The 20483-nt window shown below is 38.2% G+C and carries 21 protein-coding genes; 14 read left to right on the top strand and 7 right to left on the bottom strand.

The window, feature by feature from the left end; genetic code table 11:
• The first annotated feature begins 194 nt into the window (after window positions 1–194).
• A complete protein-coding gene (gene argF / locus AC6BKE_RS24165) occupies window positions 195–1160 on the top strand; it encodes an ornithine carbamoyltransferase (protein WP_342544130.1) in 966 nt (321 codons plus the stop codon).
• Window positions 1161–1529: 369 nt separating this feature from the next.
• Here the strand turns inward: argF and AC6BKE_RS24160 are convergent, their stop codons facing one another.
• Together AC6BKE_RS24160 and AC6BKE_RS24155 are read right to left on the bottom strand one after the other, a co-directional pair.
• On the bottom strand, window positions 1530–2384 hold the full coding sequence (locus AC6BKE_RS24160) for an IS3 family transposase (RefSeq protein ID WP_145991340.1): 855 nt from the start codon (window positions 2382–2384) through the stop codon (window positions 1530–1532).
• On the bottom strand, window positions 2369–2875 hold the full coding sequence (locus tag AC6BKE_RS24155) for a helix-turn-helix domain-containing protein (RefSeq protein WP_180957841.1): 507 nt from the start codon (window positions 2873–2875) through the stop codon (window positions 2369–2371). The genes AC6BKE_RS24160 and AC6BKE_RS24155 overlap by 16 nt, the downstream gene beginning before the upstream one ends.
• A 320-nt stretch (window positions 2876–3195) precedes the next feature.
• On the opposite strand from AC6BKE_RS24155, the gene AC6BKE_RS24150 reads away from it, so the two are divergent.
• The 8 genes from AC6BKE_RS24150 (at window position 3196) to AC6BKE_RS24115 (ending at window position 9783) form a co-directional block, all read left to right on the top strand.
• A complete protein-coding gene (locus AC6BKE_RS24150; RefSeq protein WP_036128277.1) occupies window positions 3196–4092 on the top strand; it encodes a LysR family transcriptional regulator in 897 nt (298 codons plus the stop codon).
• A 184-nt stretch (window positions 4093–4276) separates the two neighbouring features.
• Complete coding sequence (locus tag AC6BKE_RS24145; protein WP_036128276.1) at window positions 4277–5605, top strand: LLM class flavin-dependent oxidoreductase; 1329 nt, start codon at window positions 4277–4279, stop codon at window positions 5603–5605.
• A 45-nt stretch (window positions 5606–5650) separates the two neighbouring features.
• Window positions 5651–6664 carry an LLM class flavin-dependent oxidoreductase gene (locus AC6BKE_RS24140; RefSeq protein WP_271910660.1) on the top strand — a complete coding sequence of 338 codons (1014 nt, stop codon included), beginning with the start codon at window positions 5651–5653 and terminating at the stop codon, window positions 6662–6664.
• A gap of 13 nt (window positions 6665–6677) precedes the next feature.
• The gene (locus AC6BKE_RS24135; protein ID WP_340809307.1) at window positions 6678–6956 is read left to right on the top strand and encodes a glutaredoxin family protein; all 279 of its coding nucleotides are present in this window, start codon (window positions 6678–6680) and stop codon (window positions 6954–6956) included.
• A 20-nt stretch (window positions 6957–6976) separates the two neighbouring features.
• Window positions 6977–7801, top strand: a complete 825-nt coding sequence (locus tag AC6BKE_RS24130) for a transporter substrate-binding domain-containing protein (RefSeq protein WP_342535019.1) — start codon at window positions 6977–6979, stop codon at window positions 7799–7801.
• Between the two features lie 23 nt (window positions 7802–7824).
• Window positions 7825–8529, top strand: a complete 705-nt coding sequence (locus AC6BKE_RS24125; protein WP_036128280.1) for an amino acid ABC transporter permease — start codon at window positions 7825–7827, stop codon at window positions 8527–8529.
• Window positions 8530–8541: 12 nt separating this feature from the next.
• Window positions 8542–9255, top strand: a complete 714-nt coding sequence (locus tag AC6BKE_RS24120; protein ID WP_036128272.1) for an amino acid ABC transporter permease — start codon at window positions 8542–8544, stop codon at window positions 9253–9255.
• 15 nt (window positions 9256–9270) lie between these two features.
• Complete coding sequence (locus AC6BKE_RS24115) at window positions 9271–9783, top strand: GNAT family N-acetyltransferase (RefSeq protein ID WP_036128271.1); 513 nt, start codon at window positions 9271–9273, stop codon at window positions 9781–9783.
• A 46-nt stretch (window positions 9784–9829) separates the two neighbouring features.
• Here AC6BKE_RS24115 and AC6BKE_RS24110 read toward each other — a convergent pair whose 3' ends face one another.
• Window positions 9830–11209, bottom strand: coding sequence for an FAD-binding oxidoreductase (locus tag AC6BKE_RS24110; protein ID WP_036128270.1), 1380 nt, complete (start codon window positions 11207–11209; stop codon window positions 9830–9832).
• A gap of 78 nt (window positions 11210–11287) precedes the next feature.
• Window positions 11288–11497, bottom strand: coding sequence for a small acid-soluble spore protein SspI (gene sspI, locus AC6BKE_RS24105; RefSeq protein ID WP_036128269.1), 210 nt, complete (start codon window positions 11495–11497; stop codon window positions 11288–11290).
• A gap of 238 nt (window positions 11498–11735) precedes the next feature.
• Between sspI and AC6BKE_RS24100 the strand changes: the two genes are divergently transcribed.
• Together AC6BKE_RS24100 and AC6BKE_RS24095 are read left to right on the top strand one after the other, a co-directional pair.
• The gene (locus tag AC6BKE_RS24100; RefSeq protein ID WP_036128268.1) at window positions 11736–12263 is read left to right on the top strand and encodes an RNA polymerase sigma factor; all 528 of its coding nucleotides are present in this window, start codon (window positions 11736–11738) and stop codon (window positions 12261–12263) included.
• A gap of 197 nt (window positions 12264–12460) precedes the next feature.
• Window positions 12461–14605: a bifunctional diguanylate cyclase/phosphodiesterase gene (locus tag AC6BKE_RS24095; RefSeq protein ID WP_244504879.1), complete on the top strand. Its 2145-nt coding sequence runs from the start codon at window positions 12461–12463 to the stop codon at window positions 14603–14605.
• Window positions 14606–14656: 51 nt separating this feature from the next.
• Here the strand turns inward: AC6BKE_RS24095 and AC6BKE_RS24090 are convergent, their stop codons facing one another.
• From AC6BKE_RS24090 to AC6BKE_RS24080, 3 genes are all read right to left on the bottom strand, one after another.
• The gene (locus AC6BKE_RS24090; RefSeq protein ID WP_036128267.1) at window positions 14657–14848 is read right to left on the bottom strand and encodes an H-type small acid-soluble spore protein; all 192 of its coding nucleotides are present in this window, start codon (window positions 14846–14848) and stop codon (window positions 14657–14659) included.
• 12 nt (window positions 14849–14860) lie between these two features.
• Entirely contained in the window at window positions 14861–15025 is a 165-nt protein-coding gene (locus AC6BKE_RS24085) for a YfhD family protein (RefSeq protein ID WP_139149533.1), read from the bottom strand.
• Between the two features lie 140 nt (window positions 15026–15165).
• Window positions 15166–16575: a glycoside hydrolase family 18 protein gene (locus AC6BKE_RS24080; RefSeq protein WP_036128266.1), complete on the bottom strand. Its 1410-nt coding sequence runs from the start codon at window positions 16573–16575 to the stop codon at window positions 15166–15168.
• A gap of 152 nt (window positions 16576–16727) precedes the next feature.
• Between AC6BKE_RS24080 and AC6BKE_RS24075 the strand changes: the two genes are divergently transcribed.
• From AC6BKE_RS24075 to pheS, 3 genes are all read left to right on the top strand, one after another.
• Window positions 16728–18077, top strand: a complete 1350-nt coding sequence (locus AC6BKE_RS24075; RefSeq protein ID WP_499858172.1) for an FAD-binding oxidoreductase — start codon at window positions 16728–16730, stop codon at window positions 18075–18077.
• 204 nt (window positions 18078–18281) lie between these two features.
• A complete protein-coding gene (locus AC6BKE_RS24070) occupies window positions 18282–19046 on the top strand; it encodes a TrmH family RNA methyltransferase (RefSeq protein WP_058844332.1) in 765 nt (254 codons plus the stop codon).
• 392 nt (window positions 19047–19438) lie between these two features.
• Window positions 19439–20476, top strand: coding sequence for a phenylalanine--tRNA ligase subunit alpha (gene pheS, locus AC6BKE_RS24065; protein WP_036128260.1), 1038 nt, complete (start codon window positions 19439–19441; stop codon window positions 20474–20476).
• The last annotated feature ends 7 nt before the right edge of the window (window positions 20477–20483 follow it).

Below are 20483 nucleotides of genomic sequence, written 5' to 3'. Positions count from 1 at the left end.
GAGGTATCCTTTTTGTGCTTTAAAAGATTAGTATAGATGAATCTTAATGTATGCATAAATATTCTATATGGCGAATTTTTGTCACATTTAAAGTCTCGTACTTACTAATTGAAATAAATTATAAAAATTCAGTTGATTTTATATTTATGCATGATATACTAATTTCAACAGCAACGATGTAAGGAGCGAAGGCGATGAAATTACTCGAAGAAGTACAGTTGAAGTTAGTATCTAGTTTAAAAGGAAAAGATCTTCTAACATTGCTAGACTATACAAGTCAAGAGGTTCAAGAACTGATTGAACTAGCAACACAGCTAAAAATGATTACAAAAGAGGGAAAATGTCCAAGATTATTAGAAGGTAAAACACTTGGCATGATTTTTGAAAAACATTCAACTCGTACACGTATTTCATTTGAAGTTGGCATGAATCAATTAGGTGGGAAAAGTATGTTTATGCATGCGCGCGATTTGCAAATTGGTCGTGGTGAATCGATTTATGATACAGCACATGTATTATCTGGTTATTTAGATGGGATTATGATTCGTGCAAATTCTCACGCGATGGTCAAAGAGCTTGCAGAGCATGCAGCTATTCCAGTCATCAATGGACTAACGGATATTTATCATCCTTGTCAGGCATTAGCGGATTTAGAAACGATTGCAGAAAATAAAGGCTTTTTAAAAGGGCTTAAAATTGCCTATGTAGGCGATGGCAATAATGTAGCGCATTCACTAGTCGTAGCTTCTGCACATGTCGGCATGAATGTCGCTGTGGCAACACCAGCTGGGTATGAGTGTGATGCGCAAGTAATCGCCAAAGCACAGGCGATTGCAGTGGCAAATGGCAGTACCATTACGATCACAAATGATCCTGTTGAAGCCGTGTTAAATGCAGATGTGGTTTATGCAGATGTTTGGACATCGATGGGTCAAGAGGAAGAAGCGGCTAAACGTTTACAAGACTTTGCTGGTTATCAAATTAATGATGAGCTAGTTGCCTACGCAAAACCAAATTATATGTTCTTGCACTGCTTACCAGCACATCGTGAGGAAGAGGTGGCAACATCAGTTATTGATGGACCTAATTCTTATATCTTTGAACAAGCCGAAAATAGACTGCATGCACAAAAAGCCGTACTGGCATCGATTCTTGCTTAAATTTGGACATATGCTTCTCGAGTTGAGAAGTACGATAAAAAGAGTTTACTTGCGCAGCAGAGGATGTTCAAGTGAATAACATAACAGTGGTAGCGCAGACAGAGGGCTGTAAACCACGCGCGATGTTTGTTGTCAAGATGGATGGCGACATCGCTACATAGTAAAGTAACCCAGGAGACGCTAGGTTACTTTCATGTTGTTGAAAAAAGGTGATATCAATAGCAGAAAAACCAACTTTGCAAGGTGAGAGGTTGATGTCCGTTCCGCCAGCGTCCTTTCCAGGGGGCGTCAGATGAGCCGCTTCACTCACTGCGTTCGCTCCAGGGTCTCCTCTATGACGCTATGAACTGACCCCAAAAATTTGAACTTTTAAGAAACTCTTCGAAACTCAACTGGACTTTTTCCGTTGAGTTTTATTTTTATCCGTTCATGATTGTAGTAGTGGATATAGTCTACTAACGCTTTTTTGAATGCTTCGTAGTTCTTAAACGTTGTTGCGTATAGAAATTCTGATTTCATAATGCCAAAAAAGCTTTCTATCACGGCATTATCTAAACAATTTCCTTTCCGTGACATACTTTGCTTGATTTCATGTGTTGCCAATAACGCTTTAAAACGTGGTATTTGATATAACCATCCTTGATCAGAATGGACGATTAAGCCACTCTTTTTCGATAACTTTGTATACGTAAATGCCTTCTTAAAAGACTGTTGAACTAACTCAAAATTAGGTGATTTTGATACCTCATACCCAACGATTTCTCGATTGAATAAATCTAATACAGCGGATATATAGATTTTTTGACCGTTTATTTTAAACTCCGTTACATCGGTTACCCATTTCTGATTGGGTGCAGTGGCTTCAAAATCACGTTGGATGACATTCTCTGCGACATAGCCGACTGTCCCTTTATACGAACGGTATTTTTTAGGGCGTACCGTCCCTTTTAAGCCCAATTCTTGCATCAATCGTTGGACCGTTTTATGGTTGATGAAAAACCCTTCATTTCGGAGGGCTAAACAAATACGACGATAGCCATAACGCCCCTTATGGTAATGAAAAAGCGTCTGAATTCGTTCTTTGATCGCCTGATATTTATCTGGTTTTACCCATTTTTGGAGATGATAATAATACGTACTTTTCTTAAGTTTCGCGACTTTTAATAGAGCTTGAAGAGGAAAATCCAACCTTAGCTCATCAACAGCTCTTACTTTTTCTTGGATTTGAAGGCATCCTTTTCTTGAACTAAGGCTTTCAACTTTTTTAAATAGGCATTTTCCATCCGTAAATACTCAATTTCGGCTTTTAACTCATCCGTTGTTTTTCCATTTAAATCGGACGAAGGTGGTTGTTTTTTTGGCATTGATTGGCGCTCCTTTTCTACTTGATAGAGCACCTCACCAGCCGTTGACATCCATTGTTTTTTCCATCTCCGAATGGTTTCACGGGAAGGAATATTAAACTTCGCAGCAGTCTGAAGGAGCGAATCGCCCGTCTCTATCAGGTGTTGAATTACTTTTATTTTAAAAGAATCTTCGTAATTCGTGAACCCTTGAGGACGAATAATTCCTTCGATGCCATGATAGCGATATAATTCAATCCATAATCGAATGTACTGTCGATCCCTCTGTAATCGATTGGCAATCTGATACGTACTTTCTTTTTCTTCAAAGTAAGCTAGAACTGCGGCTAATTTTTGTTCATCAGAAATCACTACCTGCACCCCCTATAGTAGATTTTTAAGTCCAATATTTTGGGTGCAGCTCATAGCGAGACAGGCGAGCCCCTGCACGGAGGAAGCGGCTCGGCGCTCGCCCACAGGAAAGCAAGTAGCCTGCAACGGAAATCCTTTTTCACCTTTCACATAAATTCTATGGATGGTTTTGTTTTTCAACACTATGAAAGTAACCTAGGAGACGCTAGGTTACTTTTTCTTTTGATAAAAATTAAAAACATAGTTTTCCAATAAATTATAGAGAATATAAAGAATTATTTATATAATAGGATAAATAAGTATGAAGGGGTGAACTTCTCGTGAATATAGACCATATCGAAGCATTTTTATATGTTGTCCATTACAAAAGTACCCATAAGGCAGCCAATGCGTTGTTTCTCTCACAGCCGACTGTGACAGCACGAATCAAATCGTTAGAGAGGGAGCTTGGTGTTGAATTGTTTTACCGAGATGGGCGAAGTGTGAGCGTATCGGAGAAAGGAAAAGACTTTATACCGTTTGCTACACAAATTGTCCAAACGTTTCAGCAAGGAAAGAAGCAATTAGAGGAAACACAGGAAACAGATGAAGTATGTATTGGGGCAAATGGGGTGACAGCACAGTATTTCTTAGCCTATGCATTGCCAAAATGGAAAGAGCAATTTCCTTATTTGCGATTTCAACTAATTACAGGTTCAACTACTATGATTTTAGAAAAGTTACAAAGCCATCAAATCCATCTAGGTCTTATTCAATATGTGCATCGAGATGGCATCAGTAATGAGCTATTATTAAACAATGCGGTGAAACTTGTGAAACATCGTGATCATCTATTACAACAACGTGAACGCATGCAAGCAAAGGAGTTAGCCCAACAGAAAATGGTGTTTTTTGAATGTGGAGCGTTTGATTGGAATTATGTGCATAAAATGTTTGAGATAGAGGGTGTGACAGCCAATATTGAAGTACGTACGGATCATTTAGAAGTTGCCAAGGAATTTATTCGGACAAAGAACTATATTAGCTTTTTACCACATCTTTGCGTCAAAAAGGAGCTCGAAAGCGGTGAATTTGTGGAGATAGACGTCAAGCATTTATTGGATATGAATCAACACATATTTTTAACCTATAAAGATAAAGAGGTGTTGACGACAGCCTTTTGGCAGACAATCTGTGAGACCGCTAAGCAATTTGAAAGCATGCAAGAAAGGCATTGATTAAATATTTTTTCAGAACTTAAAATTTTTTCTATTACGTAGCCTATTGCATATTGTCTAAAGGAACTGTAATATCATTTTCAATCCAAATTTATTTATGAATTAGCATAAATAAAAAATTTTTAAACAAAAACATACTTAACCACTAAGTTTAGTAAATAATAAGGATTGAGGAGGAATTGACATGGCTAGACAGGATAAAATTCGATTTGGGGCCATCATTCATGGAGTGGGGGGCAATATTTCTAGTTGGCGTCATCCAAAGGTAGCGAGTAATCAAAGTGTAAGCTTGCCTTTTTATATTCAGCAGGCTCAGAAGGCAGAGCAAGGGAAATTTGATGTAGCATTTATTGCAGATGGTTTATTTATTAATGAAAAATCCATCCCTCATTTTTTAAACCGCTTTGAGCCGATTACAATTTTATCAGCATTGGCTGTAGCGACGAAGAATATTGGCTTAGTTGGAACCGTTTCAACTTCCTATAGCGAACCATTTACAGTGGCAAGACAATTTGCTTCATTAGATCATATTAGTGCGGGGCGTGCAGGCTGGAATGTAGTAACTACTCCATTAGAAAGTACTGCTTTGAACTACAATAAAACAATCGACCAACATCCTAACCATGCAGAGCGTTATCAAATTGCGGAAGAATATTTAGAGGTTGTCAAAGGCTTATGGGACTCTTGGGATGATGATGCATTTATTGCTGACGTTGACAATGATCAATTTTTTGATCCAGAAAAATTACACATTTTACATCATAAAGGGACCTATTTTTCAGTTCAAGGTCCACTCAATATTGGACGGTCAAAACAAGGTCAGCCTGTTATTTTCCAAGCTGGGTCATCAGATGCAGGCATTCGATTGGCCGCCAAGGATGCAGATGCTATTTTTACACATGGTGCATCAATTGAAGAGGCGCAAACATTTTACAGAAGAGTAAAAACAGAGGTGGCAGCATTTGGGCGTAATCCAGATGAAGTAAAAATCTTCCCAGGAATTTCACCTATTATTGGCGATACAGTGGAGGAAGCAGAGGCAAAATATCAAGAAATCGTTGAACTAGTTTCCATAGACCGTGCACTTGCTTATCTTGGGCGTTATTTCGACCATCATGATTTTACTCAGTATGATGTGAATGCTCCGTTTCCTGAACTAGGTGACATTGGAGCCAATAGCTTTAGAAGTACAACTGATTATATTAAACGATATGCTAAACAAGAGGGTCTTACATTACGTCAGGTTGCTTTACGTGAAGCTACACCTAAAACAGCCTTTTTTGGGACAGCTGAGCAGGTAGCGGATCTAGTACAGAAATGGTTTGAAAAGGAAGCGGCAGATGGCTTCATCATTGGTGTGACAGTGCCTGGTGCTCTTGAAGATTTTGTGGATAAGGTCGTGCCTATTTTACAAGCAAGAGGACTTTATCGTAAAGACTATGAGGCAGAAACACTGCGTGGGAATTTGGGGTTACCATTCAAAGAAAGTCGCTATGTCACACAGTCTGTCTAAAAACCTAGTAAATTTATTCGAATAAAAGAAATTAGGAGGCATTATATGAGCTATACATTAGGCATATTAGATCAAAGTCCGATTATCGAGGATGCAACAAACGAACAAACTTTGCAAAAAACAGTGGCACTTGCACAAAAAGCGGAGCAGTTGGGTTACTCACGTTTTTGGGTGTCGGAGCACCATCATACAGAAACATTAGCAGGTTCCTCGCCAGAAGTATTAGTTTCCTATTTATTGGCAAAGACAAAATCCATTCATATCGGGTCAGGTGGTGTGATGCTACAACATTACAGCCCATACAAGGTGGCAGAAAACTTCCATGTACTGGCAGCGTTGGAGCCAGGACGAGTGGATTTAGGTATTGGAAAAGCACCAGGTGGTTTACCTCTTTCCACAAAGGCATTACAATATGGCACGCTCAATCAGGGGGACGATTTTGAAGATAGACTAACATTTTTACAGCAATTAATGGAGCAATCAATACCAAAAGAGCACGAATTATATGGTATACAAGCAACGCCGATTCCGAAGATAAAGCCAACATTATTTTTACTCGGTGCTAGCCCAGAAAGTGCTGCTCTTGCAGGAAAACTCGGCATTGCATTTGTCTTTGCTCGATTTATTAATAGTGACAATGATGTATTAGCGCAAGCAGCACGTATCTATCGTGAGTATAATGCCAGTGGCCACTTCGCCATATCAATCGCAGCCATTGCAGCTCCAACCAAAAAGGAAGCAAAGGAATTGATTGGGGATCAAAAAATTACGAAGGTGCATTTAGCGAGTGGTAGAACACTGACATTACAATCCATAGAGCTAGCTGAAAAATTTGGTCAAGAGTCTGGAGAGGCGTATACAGTCAAACAATATGAGGCAGATATTGTCTATGGATCGCCTAAGGATATTAAAGCAATATTAGATGATTTTCATGTTCAATATCAGGTAGATGAATTCATTTTGCATACTCCTGTATTGAAGGAGTTTGAACGTAAACGCTCATTCGAACTATTAAGTCCAGTTAATTTACAGCTACAGCAAAAAGTGGCAGTCAGCTAAGGAGGTCATCATCATGACAAAAAATGTAGAGATAATTGTTTGGTCGAAACAAGGTTGTAGTTATTGCGAGGATATAAAAGCGTATTTACAGGAACAACGAATAGCATACAAAACGGTGGATGTCACGTCGAATGATACGTTCCGCGACATCCTTGAAATAAAATATGGTGTTCGATATGTACCTATTGTAGAAATTGGATCAAGTGAAACGGGTATCTATCAAGCTGTAACAGAAATAGGTTTAGAACACCTGCAGAAGGCACTTGCTGTGAGCTTACCCTCACATGCATAACAGAAGGAATGAGGGATTTTATGAAAAAAATATCGTTTTATCTACTATTTGTACTAGCGGCACTATTAACAGCCTGCGTAAGCTCAGAAAAATCAGATGGAGATGCGAGTGCTCAAAATACAGCACAGGGTGGGAAAGATGTTCAAAAAATCATTGTAGGTACGGGGACACAGTTTCCAAACATCTGCTTTTTAGATGATAAAGGCAATTTAACGGGCTATGACGTGGAGCTTGTTCGAGCAATTGATGAGAAGCTACCAGAATATGAATTTGAGTTTAAAACAATGGAATTTTCCAATTTATTACTAAGTTTAGAGACAGGGAAAATTGATTTTATTGCCCATCAAATGGAAGTCAATAGTGAACGACAGGAGAAGTTTTTATTCAATAAAGAGCCGTATAATGTCTTCCCATTAAAGGTGACAGTGAATGAGAAAAATAAAGAAATTCAATCCGTTGAGGATTTGAAAGGGAAGAATATCAGTGTTTCACCAACGAGTAACTCCGCTGTTTTTATTGAAAAATATAATAAAGAGCATAATTTAGGAGCGAATATCGTCTATTCTTCTGGTTCAGTAGATGTCAATAATCAACTGGCTACAGGTCGTATTGATGCCATTATTACAACACCGTTCGCAGTCAGATACTATAACGAGAGCAATGAAGCACAACAAAAGGTTGTAGGTGACGCATTATTAAATTCAAAAGTATACTTTTTACTCAATAAAGATGAAGTGACATTACAGGAGCGTTTAGATGAAGCTATCGTTGAATTAAAGAAAGAGGGAGTGGTAAGTGAACTTAGTAAAAAATGGTTAGGTGATGATTACACAGTAGACTTCTAATGACAGGAAAGGAAGGCGGAAGTATGGAAAATAACTTTGATGTCATGCTCATTGCGAAGATCATTCCAACATTGCTTCAATATTTACCAGTAACATTTGAAATACTACTATTCTCCATACTTTTTGGTATGGTACTAGGGATTGTGCTAGCCATACCGAAGCTACTTCACATACCCGTATTGAAGCAGATCATCACGGTCTATATATCCTTTATTCGTGGAACCCCTATTTTAGTGCAGTTGTTCTTAGTATTTTACGGCATACCTGCATTGCTAAAATTGATTCATATTGATGTTACTCGCATGGATGCGATGTATTTTGTCATTATTACCTACACACTAAGCAATGCGGCAGCCTTTGCCGAAATATTTCGTGCTGCTATTTTAACCGTTGACCGAGGACAAATGGAGGCTGCCTATTCAGTAGGCTTAAATGGAACACAGGCTTTTATGCGCATTGTTTTCCCACAGGCAATTCGTGTTGCTTTTCCAAATATAGCAAACACGATGATTAGTTCATTAAAAGATACATCACTAGCGTTCTCTATTGGCGTAATGGATATGGTTGGACGTGGAGAAACCTTGATTGCTTCAACGACACGAGCGTTTGAAATCTATGTAGCATTGTCTATTGTTTACTATATTATCGTGATCGTGCTGGAAAAACTATTTAAGTTCAATGAACGCTATTTTAATCGTTATATGCCAAAGGAATTGGCTTCACAATAGGGGGAATATAGTATGACCATTGATCTGGCTTTTATAGTAGAAGCCTTACGAGAAATTAGTAAAGTAATACCTTTAACCTTATTCATGACCATTACACCTGTATTATTAGGTATTGTTATAGGGATAATCGTCGCTTTTGTTCGCATTAAACAAATAAAATTTATTGCGCCTATACTTAATTTTTATGTCTCTTTTTTTAGAGGCACGCCCATTATTATGCATATCATGCTCGTTTATTTTGGCTTGCCAATGCTAGTGGATATGATGGCAAGTACTTTACAGTTAAAGATACAATCAAGCACCATTCCTATATTATTTTTTGTCATACTCGCCTTAACACTTAGTGCGGGAGCTTATGCTTCTGAAATTATTCGCTCAGGAATATTAAGTGTACCGAAAGGACAATTAGAAGCAGCCTATGCGATTGGTTTAACATTTACTCAAGCGATGCGACGTTATATTTTACCGCAAGCATTTGGGCAGTCTATTCCGAATTTGACAAACGTCTTTATTGGCTTTTTACATGCCACATCCTTAGCATTTTTTCTATCTATTAAAGAGTTGACTGGTGCTGCGAATATCGTTGCTTCTGTGAATTTAAAGTTTTTAGAGTCATTTATTGCTGTGGGAATCATTTATTGGGGAATATCAATTGTGGCAGAATGGATCTCACATCGCATTGAAAAAAGAGTAACCGCCTATCGTAAGGGTGGCTTTTCATCATAGAAAGGGGAAACTAGCATGACAGTAGCTGACATTGTGATTGAACATTTACAAGAGGAAGATTATGAACGCTATCTTGAGGTTTTAGTCGAGAGCTATGAGCAATACGAAAAAGACTATCAGGACCCTGAACATTGGCAGTCATATTTAAGTGATATCCGTGCTTCAGTCGGCAATCCGAACGCAGAAACAATTCTTGTAGCAAAGCGTGGTGAGGAGATAGTAGGAGGGCTACAAATATTTACTGATGCGGAAAAAGCATATGGCTTGCCAGAGCTGAATATTCAATCTACGATCGTACGCTTGTTAGGCGTACATCCGAAAGGGAGAGGGCAAGGGGTCGCTAAGAAATTATTACACGAAAGTTTTGCCTTTGCCAGAAAGAGACAGGATAAGGCTCTTTATTTACATTCAGGTGATATCATGCAGGCTGCTATTAATCTTTATTTATCTCTAGGCTTTGTACGAGACGAGTCAAAGGAATTTTATAAGGGCGACATTTTAGTCAAGAGCTTCCGCTATGATTTATAAACATAAACCCGCTGATGACATAGTCATTCAGCGGGTTTATCGTTAGTTATAGGGTGAAAATTTTTCCTGGATTCATAATGTTATATGGATCGAGTGCTGCTTTTATACTTTTCATGACAGCTAAAGAGGTACCGTGCTCAGTAGCTTGATATTTCATTTTGCCAATGCCAACACCATGTTCACCTGTACATGTACCACCCCGAAGTAAAGCATATTGAACAATCTGTTCATTGAAGCGATCTGCTTTTGCCTGCTCCTCTATGTCATTAGGATTTAACATTAGTAGTGCATGGAAATTTCCATCGCCCACATGTCCGACAATCCCGCCTGCAAGACCAATATGATCGAGCTGCTCACGCGCATACAAAATGGTTTCTGCAAGCATGGAGATTGGTACACAGACATCTGTTGACATAAGCTTTTTCCCAGGGTAAGCATGAATATACGCATAGGCTAAGGAATGACGTGCTTCCCAAAGCTTGTTACGTGCCGCATTATCTTGTTCAAATTCAACGGATAGACAGCCGAAGTCCTCAAAAATTTCTGTAGCAAATGCTATATCTGCATGCATACCTGCTTCATTTCCGTGAAATTCTAAAAATAATGTTGGTTTTTCGCTATAGGAAGTATCGTTATAGATATTGGCTTGTTTCATAGAGGCTTCATCAACTAATTCCACTCGGCCGATTGAAATGCCTACCTGTAATAAAGCAGTGACGGCACAGACAGCATCGCCTACTGTATCAAAAACTGCGCGTCCTGCTGTTACAAATTCAGGTATACCGTAGACTTTCAATATTAACTCTGTAAAGCAGCCAAGTGTCCCTTCTGAGCCTACAAATAGACCGTTGAGATGATAACCAGAAGAGGACTTCGCAGCTAAATTACCAGTATGGATGACGGAGCCGTCTGCAAGTACAACCTCTAAATCACGAACTTGATCCCGCATAACACCGTAACGTACTGCGGTTGTACCACTAGCATTCGTTGCTGCCATGCCACCTAATGTTGCATCTGCACCTGGATCTACTGTGAATTGTAGACCGTGCTTTTTTAATTCCTTATTTAATTGAGAACGTGTGACCCCAGGCTGTACTTTTACAAGAAGGTCATCAGGTCGAACTTCTAAAATAGCATTCATTTCAGAGAAGTCGATGGAAATACCATGTGCAATAGGAATTGCATTTCCTTCTAGGCTGGAGCCAACACCAAATGGTACAACTGGTACACGTTGTGCATGTGCAATTTTTAAAACGGCACTGACATCTGCTGTGGAGCGTGGAAAAACAACGATATCAGGTAGGCTCACCGCATGATGAGATTCATCCTTCCCATGTAGCTGTCGTACCGTTTCGTTTGTTGACACTTGTTCTTCTAATAACACCTGTTTGAGTTGATTGACAAGTAATTCTACTGCAACAGTCATTCCAATCCCTCCAAATTTTCTGATAAATAAAACTTTATCACGCATTTATTGGAAATGGAATGCACTGTGCATTAAAAATCAGTTTGCAAATATTTTTTCTAGTTTTTGAACGAATTCATCTTGTTCAGATGGACTTGATTGCTTCCACCAATTTTCGAAAAACACCCCAAGCCCTGGCAGTAAATGTTCTTCTCCACGGTTAATGGCATCTTCCACAATATCTTTAAATTCTGCTGCAGATTGACCATGAACATTTGCAGTAATGGCATCTCTTATTTGAAAATTCATCTATTTCGCCTCCTTAGTAGTAATTTGTCCAATCATCGTTTAAATATGTATGAAATGCCAAAGAAAAATATATGATTTTTACAATAAATTGCTGAGATTATGTATAAATAGGACAGGGGTTTTAGTCATTCTCAACGATGAAATGATGAAAATGTGTACTCGCTTTCAATAAACGCCAGGGACTAAGATAGTATCACCTAGGAATATTGGACTGTGCATAGTCGACAGGAAGAGTAAAATGTCTATTCAGAACGAGCAAAAGCTTTCACCAACACAATCCTTTGAAGAAATATTAGAATGTGTGCAACCAATGATTACCGTTATTCTTAAGCAACTTCATATCTATAAGGAGTTTGATTATTATCGTCATATTGCTTCCATTGCTGTATGGAGGGCATGGCTAAAAGCAGATCCAGCAAAAGGACAATTTTCCGCTTATATATATTCATCGATCAAAGGGGAGATTTTAAATGAATTATCAAAGGAAAAAAGCTATAAAGAGCGAATAACAGTCGTTGATGATGAAACACTCGATTATGTTCGTAGTGAGTTCAAAGGAGGGGAGAATCAAAAAAATTCTATTGACCTTGAAAGTATTTTGACCCAGTTAAAGCAGATAGAAAGAAAAATACTACTCCTTTATTATGTAGAAGGCTACAATGATCAAGAAATAGCCAAAGTACTAGGTTTATCTGTCGCTGCTAGTAAAAAAAGACGGGCTAGAATCTTCCAGAGGCTAAGTAACCAAGTTTTTGAAGTGGAATGAAGTACTAAAATATCAAAAGTATGCTAATATTGAAATAAAATGAATATTAGCATACTTGATATGAATGCATACAAATTCAGATAAAAGTGTTATGATTTGTAAGAAGTCAAAGAAATATACAATTCTAAGTGTATTATTTAATATAGTTAGTTAGAATTTCCTAGTCAATGTTTAGATAGTTGTATGGAGGGTTTGTAGTGGAGAAATGGTTTAATCAAATAGAGAAAAAAGAGGTTTGGTACATAATATTGCCGTTATTACTTGTCATACCATTATTAAGCTTTAGCAATCAAATGTATGGTGTATTCCAAGGTGACATTTATCAAAATTTAAAATTGGTGATCCAAGTTTTAATCATTGTTTTTACAATGGCTATTGCGATCCAATCTTATTTAGTATTTTCACACTTATTATCCAATCAAACTTTATACATAGGGAACATTTTTTTTATAATTGCATTACTTGAATTAGTTAGCTTGTTCTTTAGTCAATCTACTGAATGGGGCTATATGGACGAGTCAATACATATATTAATGCGTGTGTATCTATCCATTGGATTTCTACTGATTATTTTATTCAAAAGACAACAATTATCAATGAACTATCGGTTGTTTACATATGGTAGTTCTTTGCTATTCGTTATAGTCAGTATTTCTCTAGTGTATATGGTATCCAACATATTGTCAGAACAATTGCTAGTGTATATTGATAATATGGTACACCTTTTTGCTATAATTCTTCAAATTATAACCATTGTGATAGTAAGTAGGTATCTAAAAAAAATGCCGAAGCGATCGATGTGGTTAATCAGTGCAGCCATCTCGCTTATTGTAAGTGATGTCTTTTTTATTTTTAGTCAAGATCAAAATGCGATATGGGATTTCTCGGCATTAATTTATCAATTTTTAGCCTTTTACTTTTTCTTAAAGGCGATTTATTATACATCTGTGGAAAAGCCGTTTCAACAATTATTAAAAATTAAAAAGGATCTTGAACAATCTCAAGAAGAGCTGCGATTTCAGGCCTATCACGATGATATAACACTACTGCCAAATGAGCATTTATTACTAAAGACGTTAAAGGAAAATTTACATGATAATCAAGTGCAGAAGGCCATCATTGCCATAGAAATTGACCGTTTTGCAGCCATTCGCTCCTCTATCGGGATAAGTAATTCTAATAAAATGATGAAGCTTGTCGCAGAGCGCATTCAAGCGATTGTACCTCCTCATTATTTTGCAACGAAGCTGCGAGAGGGTCAATTTGTTATTTATATTAATCATGTAAAGACGGTTGAAGAATTATTACAATTTTGCTTAAATCTCAAAAGTGCCATGAAAGACCCTTTGCAGGTACAATTATTTTCATTAAATGGCAACTTGAATATGGGCATTGCCCTCTATGAGGATAAATGGACGGGCGAAGAGCTATTGATGCATGCCCAATTAGCAATGAGAGAGGCTAGACAAATACCCCAAAGATTTCTTTTTTATAAGCCTTATATGTCAAAAGACATTGCAGATCGAATTTTGTTAGAGCAAGACTTACATAATGCATTAGCCAATAATGAGTTTTATTTAGATTATCAGCCACAGGTAAATTTAAAGACGGGCACAATTGAATCCGTCGAAGCATTGGCCCGCTGGCGGCATCCGACGCGTGGCTTTGTACCACCAGATGTATTTATTCCCATTGCCGAAGAGTGTGGGCTTATTATCCCATTAGGTAAATGGATATTAGAAACAGCTTGTATGCAAGCGAAAACATGGGAAAAACAAGGGTTACCCCCGATGAAGGTGGCAGTGAATTTGTCACTTGGGCAATTATTTCAGCAGGATTTAGTAGAAATGGTGGAAGAAATTTTACAACGCACAAAATTGACGCCTAAATATCTACAATTAGAAATTACGGAAAGTATGACGATGAATATTGATCAAATGACACAGCTATTACATGAATTAAAGGCATTAGGCATTCAAATTGCTGTAGATGATTTTGGAACAGGCTATTCATCTTTATCCTATTTAAAGGATTTTCCCATTGATTGTTTAAAAATCGACCGTACTTTTGTAAGAAATGTGCCGCATAATCCAAACGATGAAGCACTTGTTTCCATGATTATTTCGATGGCTAAACATTTGCGTTTAAAGGTTGTTGCAGAAGGTATTGAAGAAGTGGAACAACTATCATTTCTGATGGATGGCGGTTGTGATTATATTCAAGGCTATCTATTTAGTAAGCCAATCTCACCTCAGCAAATTTCAGAAACCTATACGGAGTTACACCACCATATAGATGAAGTGTTAACACAGCTTCAATATATTGAGGATTATATTATTTAAATAAAAAAAGAACCTGCTTATTGACTATGCAAATAAGCAGGTTCTATCTGTTTAATGAACGAGATATTCTTCCTTTAATTCGGAAATAGCTACTTCAGATCGCTCTTCTAAAGAGCGGCGAAGGTGAACAGTCGCTGTTTTCTCATCATTGTGGAGTTGGTCGATCCAGACGGAAACGCCATTATAGCTCACTTCATATTCTGACGGTGAGGCGACAATTTCTTGTGCACGTTGAAAATTCAACGGAAGCCCCCCTTATTTTTTTTGTTTATTTTTGTTTTGTGTGACTGAATTAATGAGCTCCATAAACTCTTGAGAAAATTCTTCACTCACCTTATTTGGTGCGATTTTTTGGTTTTTTGGTGTTTGAGGTAATGAAGCTTTATTATTGCTTTGACCTTGTTTATTGTCTCTTCCCATGTGAGTTGCTCCTTTCCTGTTGATATAGGTTAATATGGCTTCAAACAGCATTTTTTATCCCGACATCACAGGTAGTAAGTCGTTACTTCACATGGGAAAAAGTTGCATAGCTCTTTATTTTTTGAGAACAATAACGAGCACTACGGTTTTTTAATGGAAAAATGATTGCTTAATAAAACCCAATTTTGAGGGAACGGGAAACCTAATGCCCAATAACTAATACCTCGAAGGTTATAGTGTTTGACCATATCAAATTTCGCCTGTGCACTTCTTGCATCTTCAAACCATACCTCGTGATGCCTTCCTTGCTCATCGACATACTGATAAAAAGGAGATTGTGCAGTCGGGTCAAATTGTATTGTTGCTCCGTACTTGATGGCTCTATTAAGCGCCTCCTGCGGACTAAACGTTTCTGCTTCCTGTCCTTTGACATGAGGTAAGAGCCAATCACGCGCATACAGCTCAAAGCCCAATAGAATCTTATCGGCTGGAATTTCAGTTAAGGCATATTCCACAACTCTTCGCATTTCATTAATAGGGGAAATGGCTTGTGGAGGGCCAAGTCGATATCCCCATTCATACGTCATTAATACTACAAAATCTGCAATTCTCCCATGTGCTTCGTAATCATGTGCTTCATACAATGTGCCAGTTTGCGTAGCACTTGTTTTTGGTGCAAGGGCAGTTGACACTAAATAGCCCTTTGGATGAAGCATATCAGCGGCTAATTGTATAAAGGCATTGAAATTTTCACGATCTGCTGGCAAAACATTTTCAAAATCGATATTCAATACTTGGTAGCCTTTATCTTGCATCACTTGTAAAACATTATTCATAACTTTTTTTCGTAGGTCAGCATCGGACAAGACGACATGTGCTAAATTAGAGCCTTCTTCTGTAGCAGTAAAATTAGCGAGCGTTAACATAGGGATGATGTTTTTAGCCTTTGCAGCTGCTATCATACTTTCGTCGCTGATGGGCTGTAATGTACCGTCTTCCTTCATTTTATAAGCAAAGGGACTAAAGTACGTTAAAAGGTGACCAACGGCATTAATTGAATCAATCGCTTCTTCAGATGGCTGATAGGAATAAGCATTGACTTCAATCATCGGTAATTCTCTTGGGATGATTAAATTAGTTCCTACATATAGCATATTAGGATTGTTTATTTGATTTTCCACCACAATGACTTGAACGGTCGTACCGTAGCGCTGAGCTATTTGCCATAATGTTTCTCCTGGCTGCACGATATGGATGATGGGGGGAATTATTAATTTCGTTCCTGGTGTTAACATATCAGGATTTGTTAGATGATTTTCTGAAATGATGGACTGTAAAGGAACACTAAAACGTTGTGCAATTGACCATAACGTGTCCCCACTTTGAACAGTATAAATGGTATAAGGAGAAGGAATAACTAGTGATTGCCCGATAGCTAATTGATCGGGTGTAGCTAATGCATTTAATAGACTGATCGATTGAACAGGTACAGCATAATGATTGGCTATTTGCCATAATGTTTCGCCAGCACTCACTACATGAATAAGCATAGAACACCTCCTACACGATGTTATTAGTGCATCATATGTTTCAAAGGTGAAAATGAGTATTTTCATGTGAGTCCAGTAAATTGGTTGAAACTTCAAATTCTTTCTAAATGATTTGCATAGGATAAGTATCATTGTGAGAAAGGAGATTGTAGTTGAAAAAGGCGAAGCTCACGGGTAGAGTCGTCACTCCTGAAGATACAGATTATGAACAAGCAAGGACGAATAATAATTTAAATAACCCTAAGTATCCGAGTATTATTGTATTTTGTCAAGAAACGAAGGATGTGGTTAATGCATTAAAATGGGCTAGAGAAAATGATGAAGCGTTCAGAATTCGTAGTGGTCGACATAGCTATGAAAATTTTTCTTTAGTAAACAAAGGTCTTGTCATTGATGTAAGTGAGATGAATAATATTTCAATAAATCTTTCTGAAATGACAACAAAGATCGGTGCTGGAGCCAATATGGGAAAAGTATATCGTGCATTATGGGAACATGGTGTAACAATTCCAGCTGGTACAGAAAGTAGTGTGGGCGTTGTCGGCTTAACTCTTGGTGGTGGAATTGGGATGCTCTCACGTCTATTCGGGTTAACCTGTGATAATCTTATCGAAATTGAAATGGTGGTCGCAAGTGGACAGGATGGCGCTAGGAGGATTCGAGCAAATAAGCAACAAAATAACGATCTTTTTTGGGCAAGTCGTGGTGGCGGTGGCGGCAATTTTGGCATTGTTACCTCTTTGACCTTCAAGTTACATGCTATTAGGAATGTATCACTCTTTTCCATTACATGGGGATGGGATGATTTTGAAGCGGCTTTTGATGCCTGGCAAAAATGGTCGCCCTATACAAATGAACGTTTGACTTCACAAATGGAGTTAAAAACGAAGGAAGTAGGCGAAATTGTTGCGCAAGGGGAATTCATAGGAACAGCAGCTGAATTAAAGAAATTGCTGCGCCCTCTTAGAAAAACAGGTTCGCCAACAAGTATTTGGATAAAGGAAGTGCCGTATATTCAAGCCGTCGAATTTTTTGATATACCGAGCGGCAATCAGCCAGCCCTTCGAAAAAGGTCGGGGTCATTTATAGAGAGACCCCTTCCATATGAGGCAATTCAAAGAATGAAAAAATTTTTAGCCTATGCACCTAATCCAAATACTACGATATGGCAACAAGCCTTACGAGGAGCAGTCAGTGAAATTGCACCAAATCGCACAGCCTATTACTATCGCAATGCATTAATAGCGCAAGAATATAATACTTCTTGGGAAAAGCCGAATGAGGAAGAACAAAATATCAAGTGGGTAGAAGACTTACGAGGAGCTTTATCACCTTATACAGCTGGTAATTATGTTAATTTTCCAGATCGATTGATTCAGCATTGGCCGACAGCCTACTATGGTCGCAATTTTAGAAGATTACGAGAAGTGAAAACAAAATATGATCCATTGAATGTATTTCAATTTCCGCAAAGTATTACACCCAATAGAAAATGGTTGTAAAATGAAAATAGAGTAGGGTGCATAGGCATTACTGCTCTATTTTGATGTTCGTACTCATGTAACAGTTGGTACCATATATGGATTTCTTAAAGTACTGTGTAATGATTATAGAAATAATAGTTTTCTCACATAACTATGAAATTTGCCATTTGCTAAGGTATAATAGTGGTCAATATATAGGAAAAAGGCGGTAAGAGGTAGCATATGAAGAGAATTGAATCTACGCAAAATGCGTTAGTGAAATATTGGAAAAAGTTAGCGACAACAAGAAAAGAGCGTGAACGATCAGGTGAATTTCTAATAGAGGGTTTTCATCTTGTGGAGGAAGCTTTAAAAAATAAAGAGCAAGTATTACAAATTATTGTACGTGAAGGTATTGATTTGCCAATGTTATGGCCGATTGATGATGTTGCTATTGTAGAAGTAACAGCAGCAGTAACAAAGGAATTCGCAGAAACAGAAACTTCTCAAGGCGTGTTTGCTGTATGTAAACAGCCAATTTTAGAGGATGAAGTGAAGGCCACTTGGCGTAAAGTGCTATTAATTGATGCAGTCCAAGATCCTGGTAATATTGGAACAATGATACGCACTGCCGATGCAGCAGGATTAGATGCCGTGATTTTAGGAAAAGGCTGTGCAGATGCCTACAATCCTAAAACATTACGCGCAGCTCAAGGCTCCCATTTCCATATCCCAGTAGTACGCGGAGACTTAGCAGAATGGGTAGACTTGCTACAAAATCAAGGTGTACCTGTCTTTGGTACTGCTTTGGATGAGGAGGCAGTGCCATATAGTGACATTCAGCATTCGGGTGCATTTGCTATTATTATGGGGAATGAAGGAAGTGGCATCCAGCCACAGCTATTAGCGATGACAGATCAAAATATGATTATTCCACTTTTTGGACAAGCTGAATCATTAAACGTAGCAGTTGCAACAGGTATTGTTTTATATGGTTTTGTGAAATAATTGACAGATCCTTGTGGGATTCAGGTAGTTGTCTCTTGATTTGCTACTATTCGTTATTGTATAATTTATTCTAAAATGTATGTTTAAATAATAAATGCTTTGATCGGGAAGTAGTAAAGATTGTGAATGGACGACAGGGAGCGTAAGGCCGGAGATTGAGAGCCGACGCCGTACCAATGCAATTTTGAATTCAGCCCGTGAGCAGCTACCGGGACCAGCGTGATGCTGTAAAGGTGTGCCGGCTTCATCAAGTCGTTATGTCAATGAAGTGATTGTAAGTTTTTTGCTTGCAATAACTAGGGTGGTACCGCGAATATGTCCTCGTCCCTTTTTAGGGGCGAGTTTTTTTTATGCCTAAAATGCAGGCATTTATTTTCTAAGGAGGTTTTAACATGGAAGAGCAATTAAAACAATTAGAGCAAGAAGCTCTTGCTAAAATTGAAGCAGCAGCAAATTTAAAAGAATTGAATGAAGTGCGTGTTGCATATTTAGGGAAAAAAGGACCTATCACAGATTTACTAAAAGGGATGGGGAAATTATCAGCTGAAGAACGTCCGAAAATGGGGGCTTTAGTGAATAATGTTCGTGAAAATGTAACAGCAGTACTAGAAACAAAGGTGGTTGTTCTAGAGGAAGCAGCGATTGCTGAAAAATTAGCAAGTGAGTCGATTGATGTCACTTTACCAGGTCGTGAAGTGAAAGTAGGAAATCGCCATCCGTTAACACGCGTCATTGAAGAAATTGAAGATTTATTTATCGGAATGGGTTATGAAATTGCTGAAGGTCCTGAAGTAGAAAAGGACTACTATAACTTTGAAGCACTAAATTTACCAAAAGGACACCCAGCACGTGATATGCAAGATTCGTTCTATATTTCCGAGGAAATATTGCTACGTACGCATACTTCGCCAGTACAGGCTCGTACAATGGAAGCAAAAAAGGGTGAATCTATTCGCATCATTTGTCCAGGTAAAGTATTCCGTCGCGATAATGATGATGCAACACATTCCCATCAATTTATGCAAATTGAAGGTTTAGTCATTGGCGAGAATATTCGTATGAGTGATCTAAAAGGAACATTAGATACTTTAGCGAAAAAAATGTTTGGTGCAGACCGCGAAATTCGACTTCGTCCGAGCTTCTTCCCATTCACAGAGCCATCAGTAGAAATGGATATTTCTTGTTTCAAATGTGGTGGCGCTGGTTGTAATGTATGTAAGAGCACAGGTTGGATTGAGATTCTAGGCGCAGGTATGGTGCATCCAAATGTATTAGAAATGGCTGGCTATGATCCGAAGAAAGTTTCTGGCTTCGCTTTCGGTATTGGTGCAGAACGTATTGCGATGTTGAAATATGGTGTTGACGATATTCGTCATTTCTATACAAGTGACACTCGTTTCTTATCACAATTCGAGCGAACAGAAGCGTAAGGGGGAT

It is taken from the genome of Lysinibacillus sp. COL-1 (genome assembly GCF_059814265.1).
The sequence above is the reverse complement of the archived record's forward strand: the minus strand, read 5'-3'. Positions and strand labels throughout refer to the sequence as shown.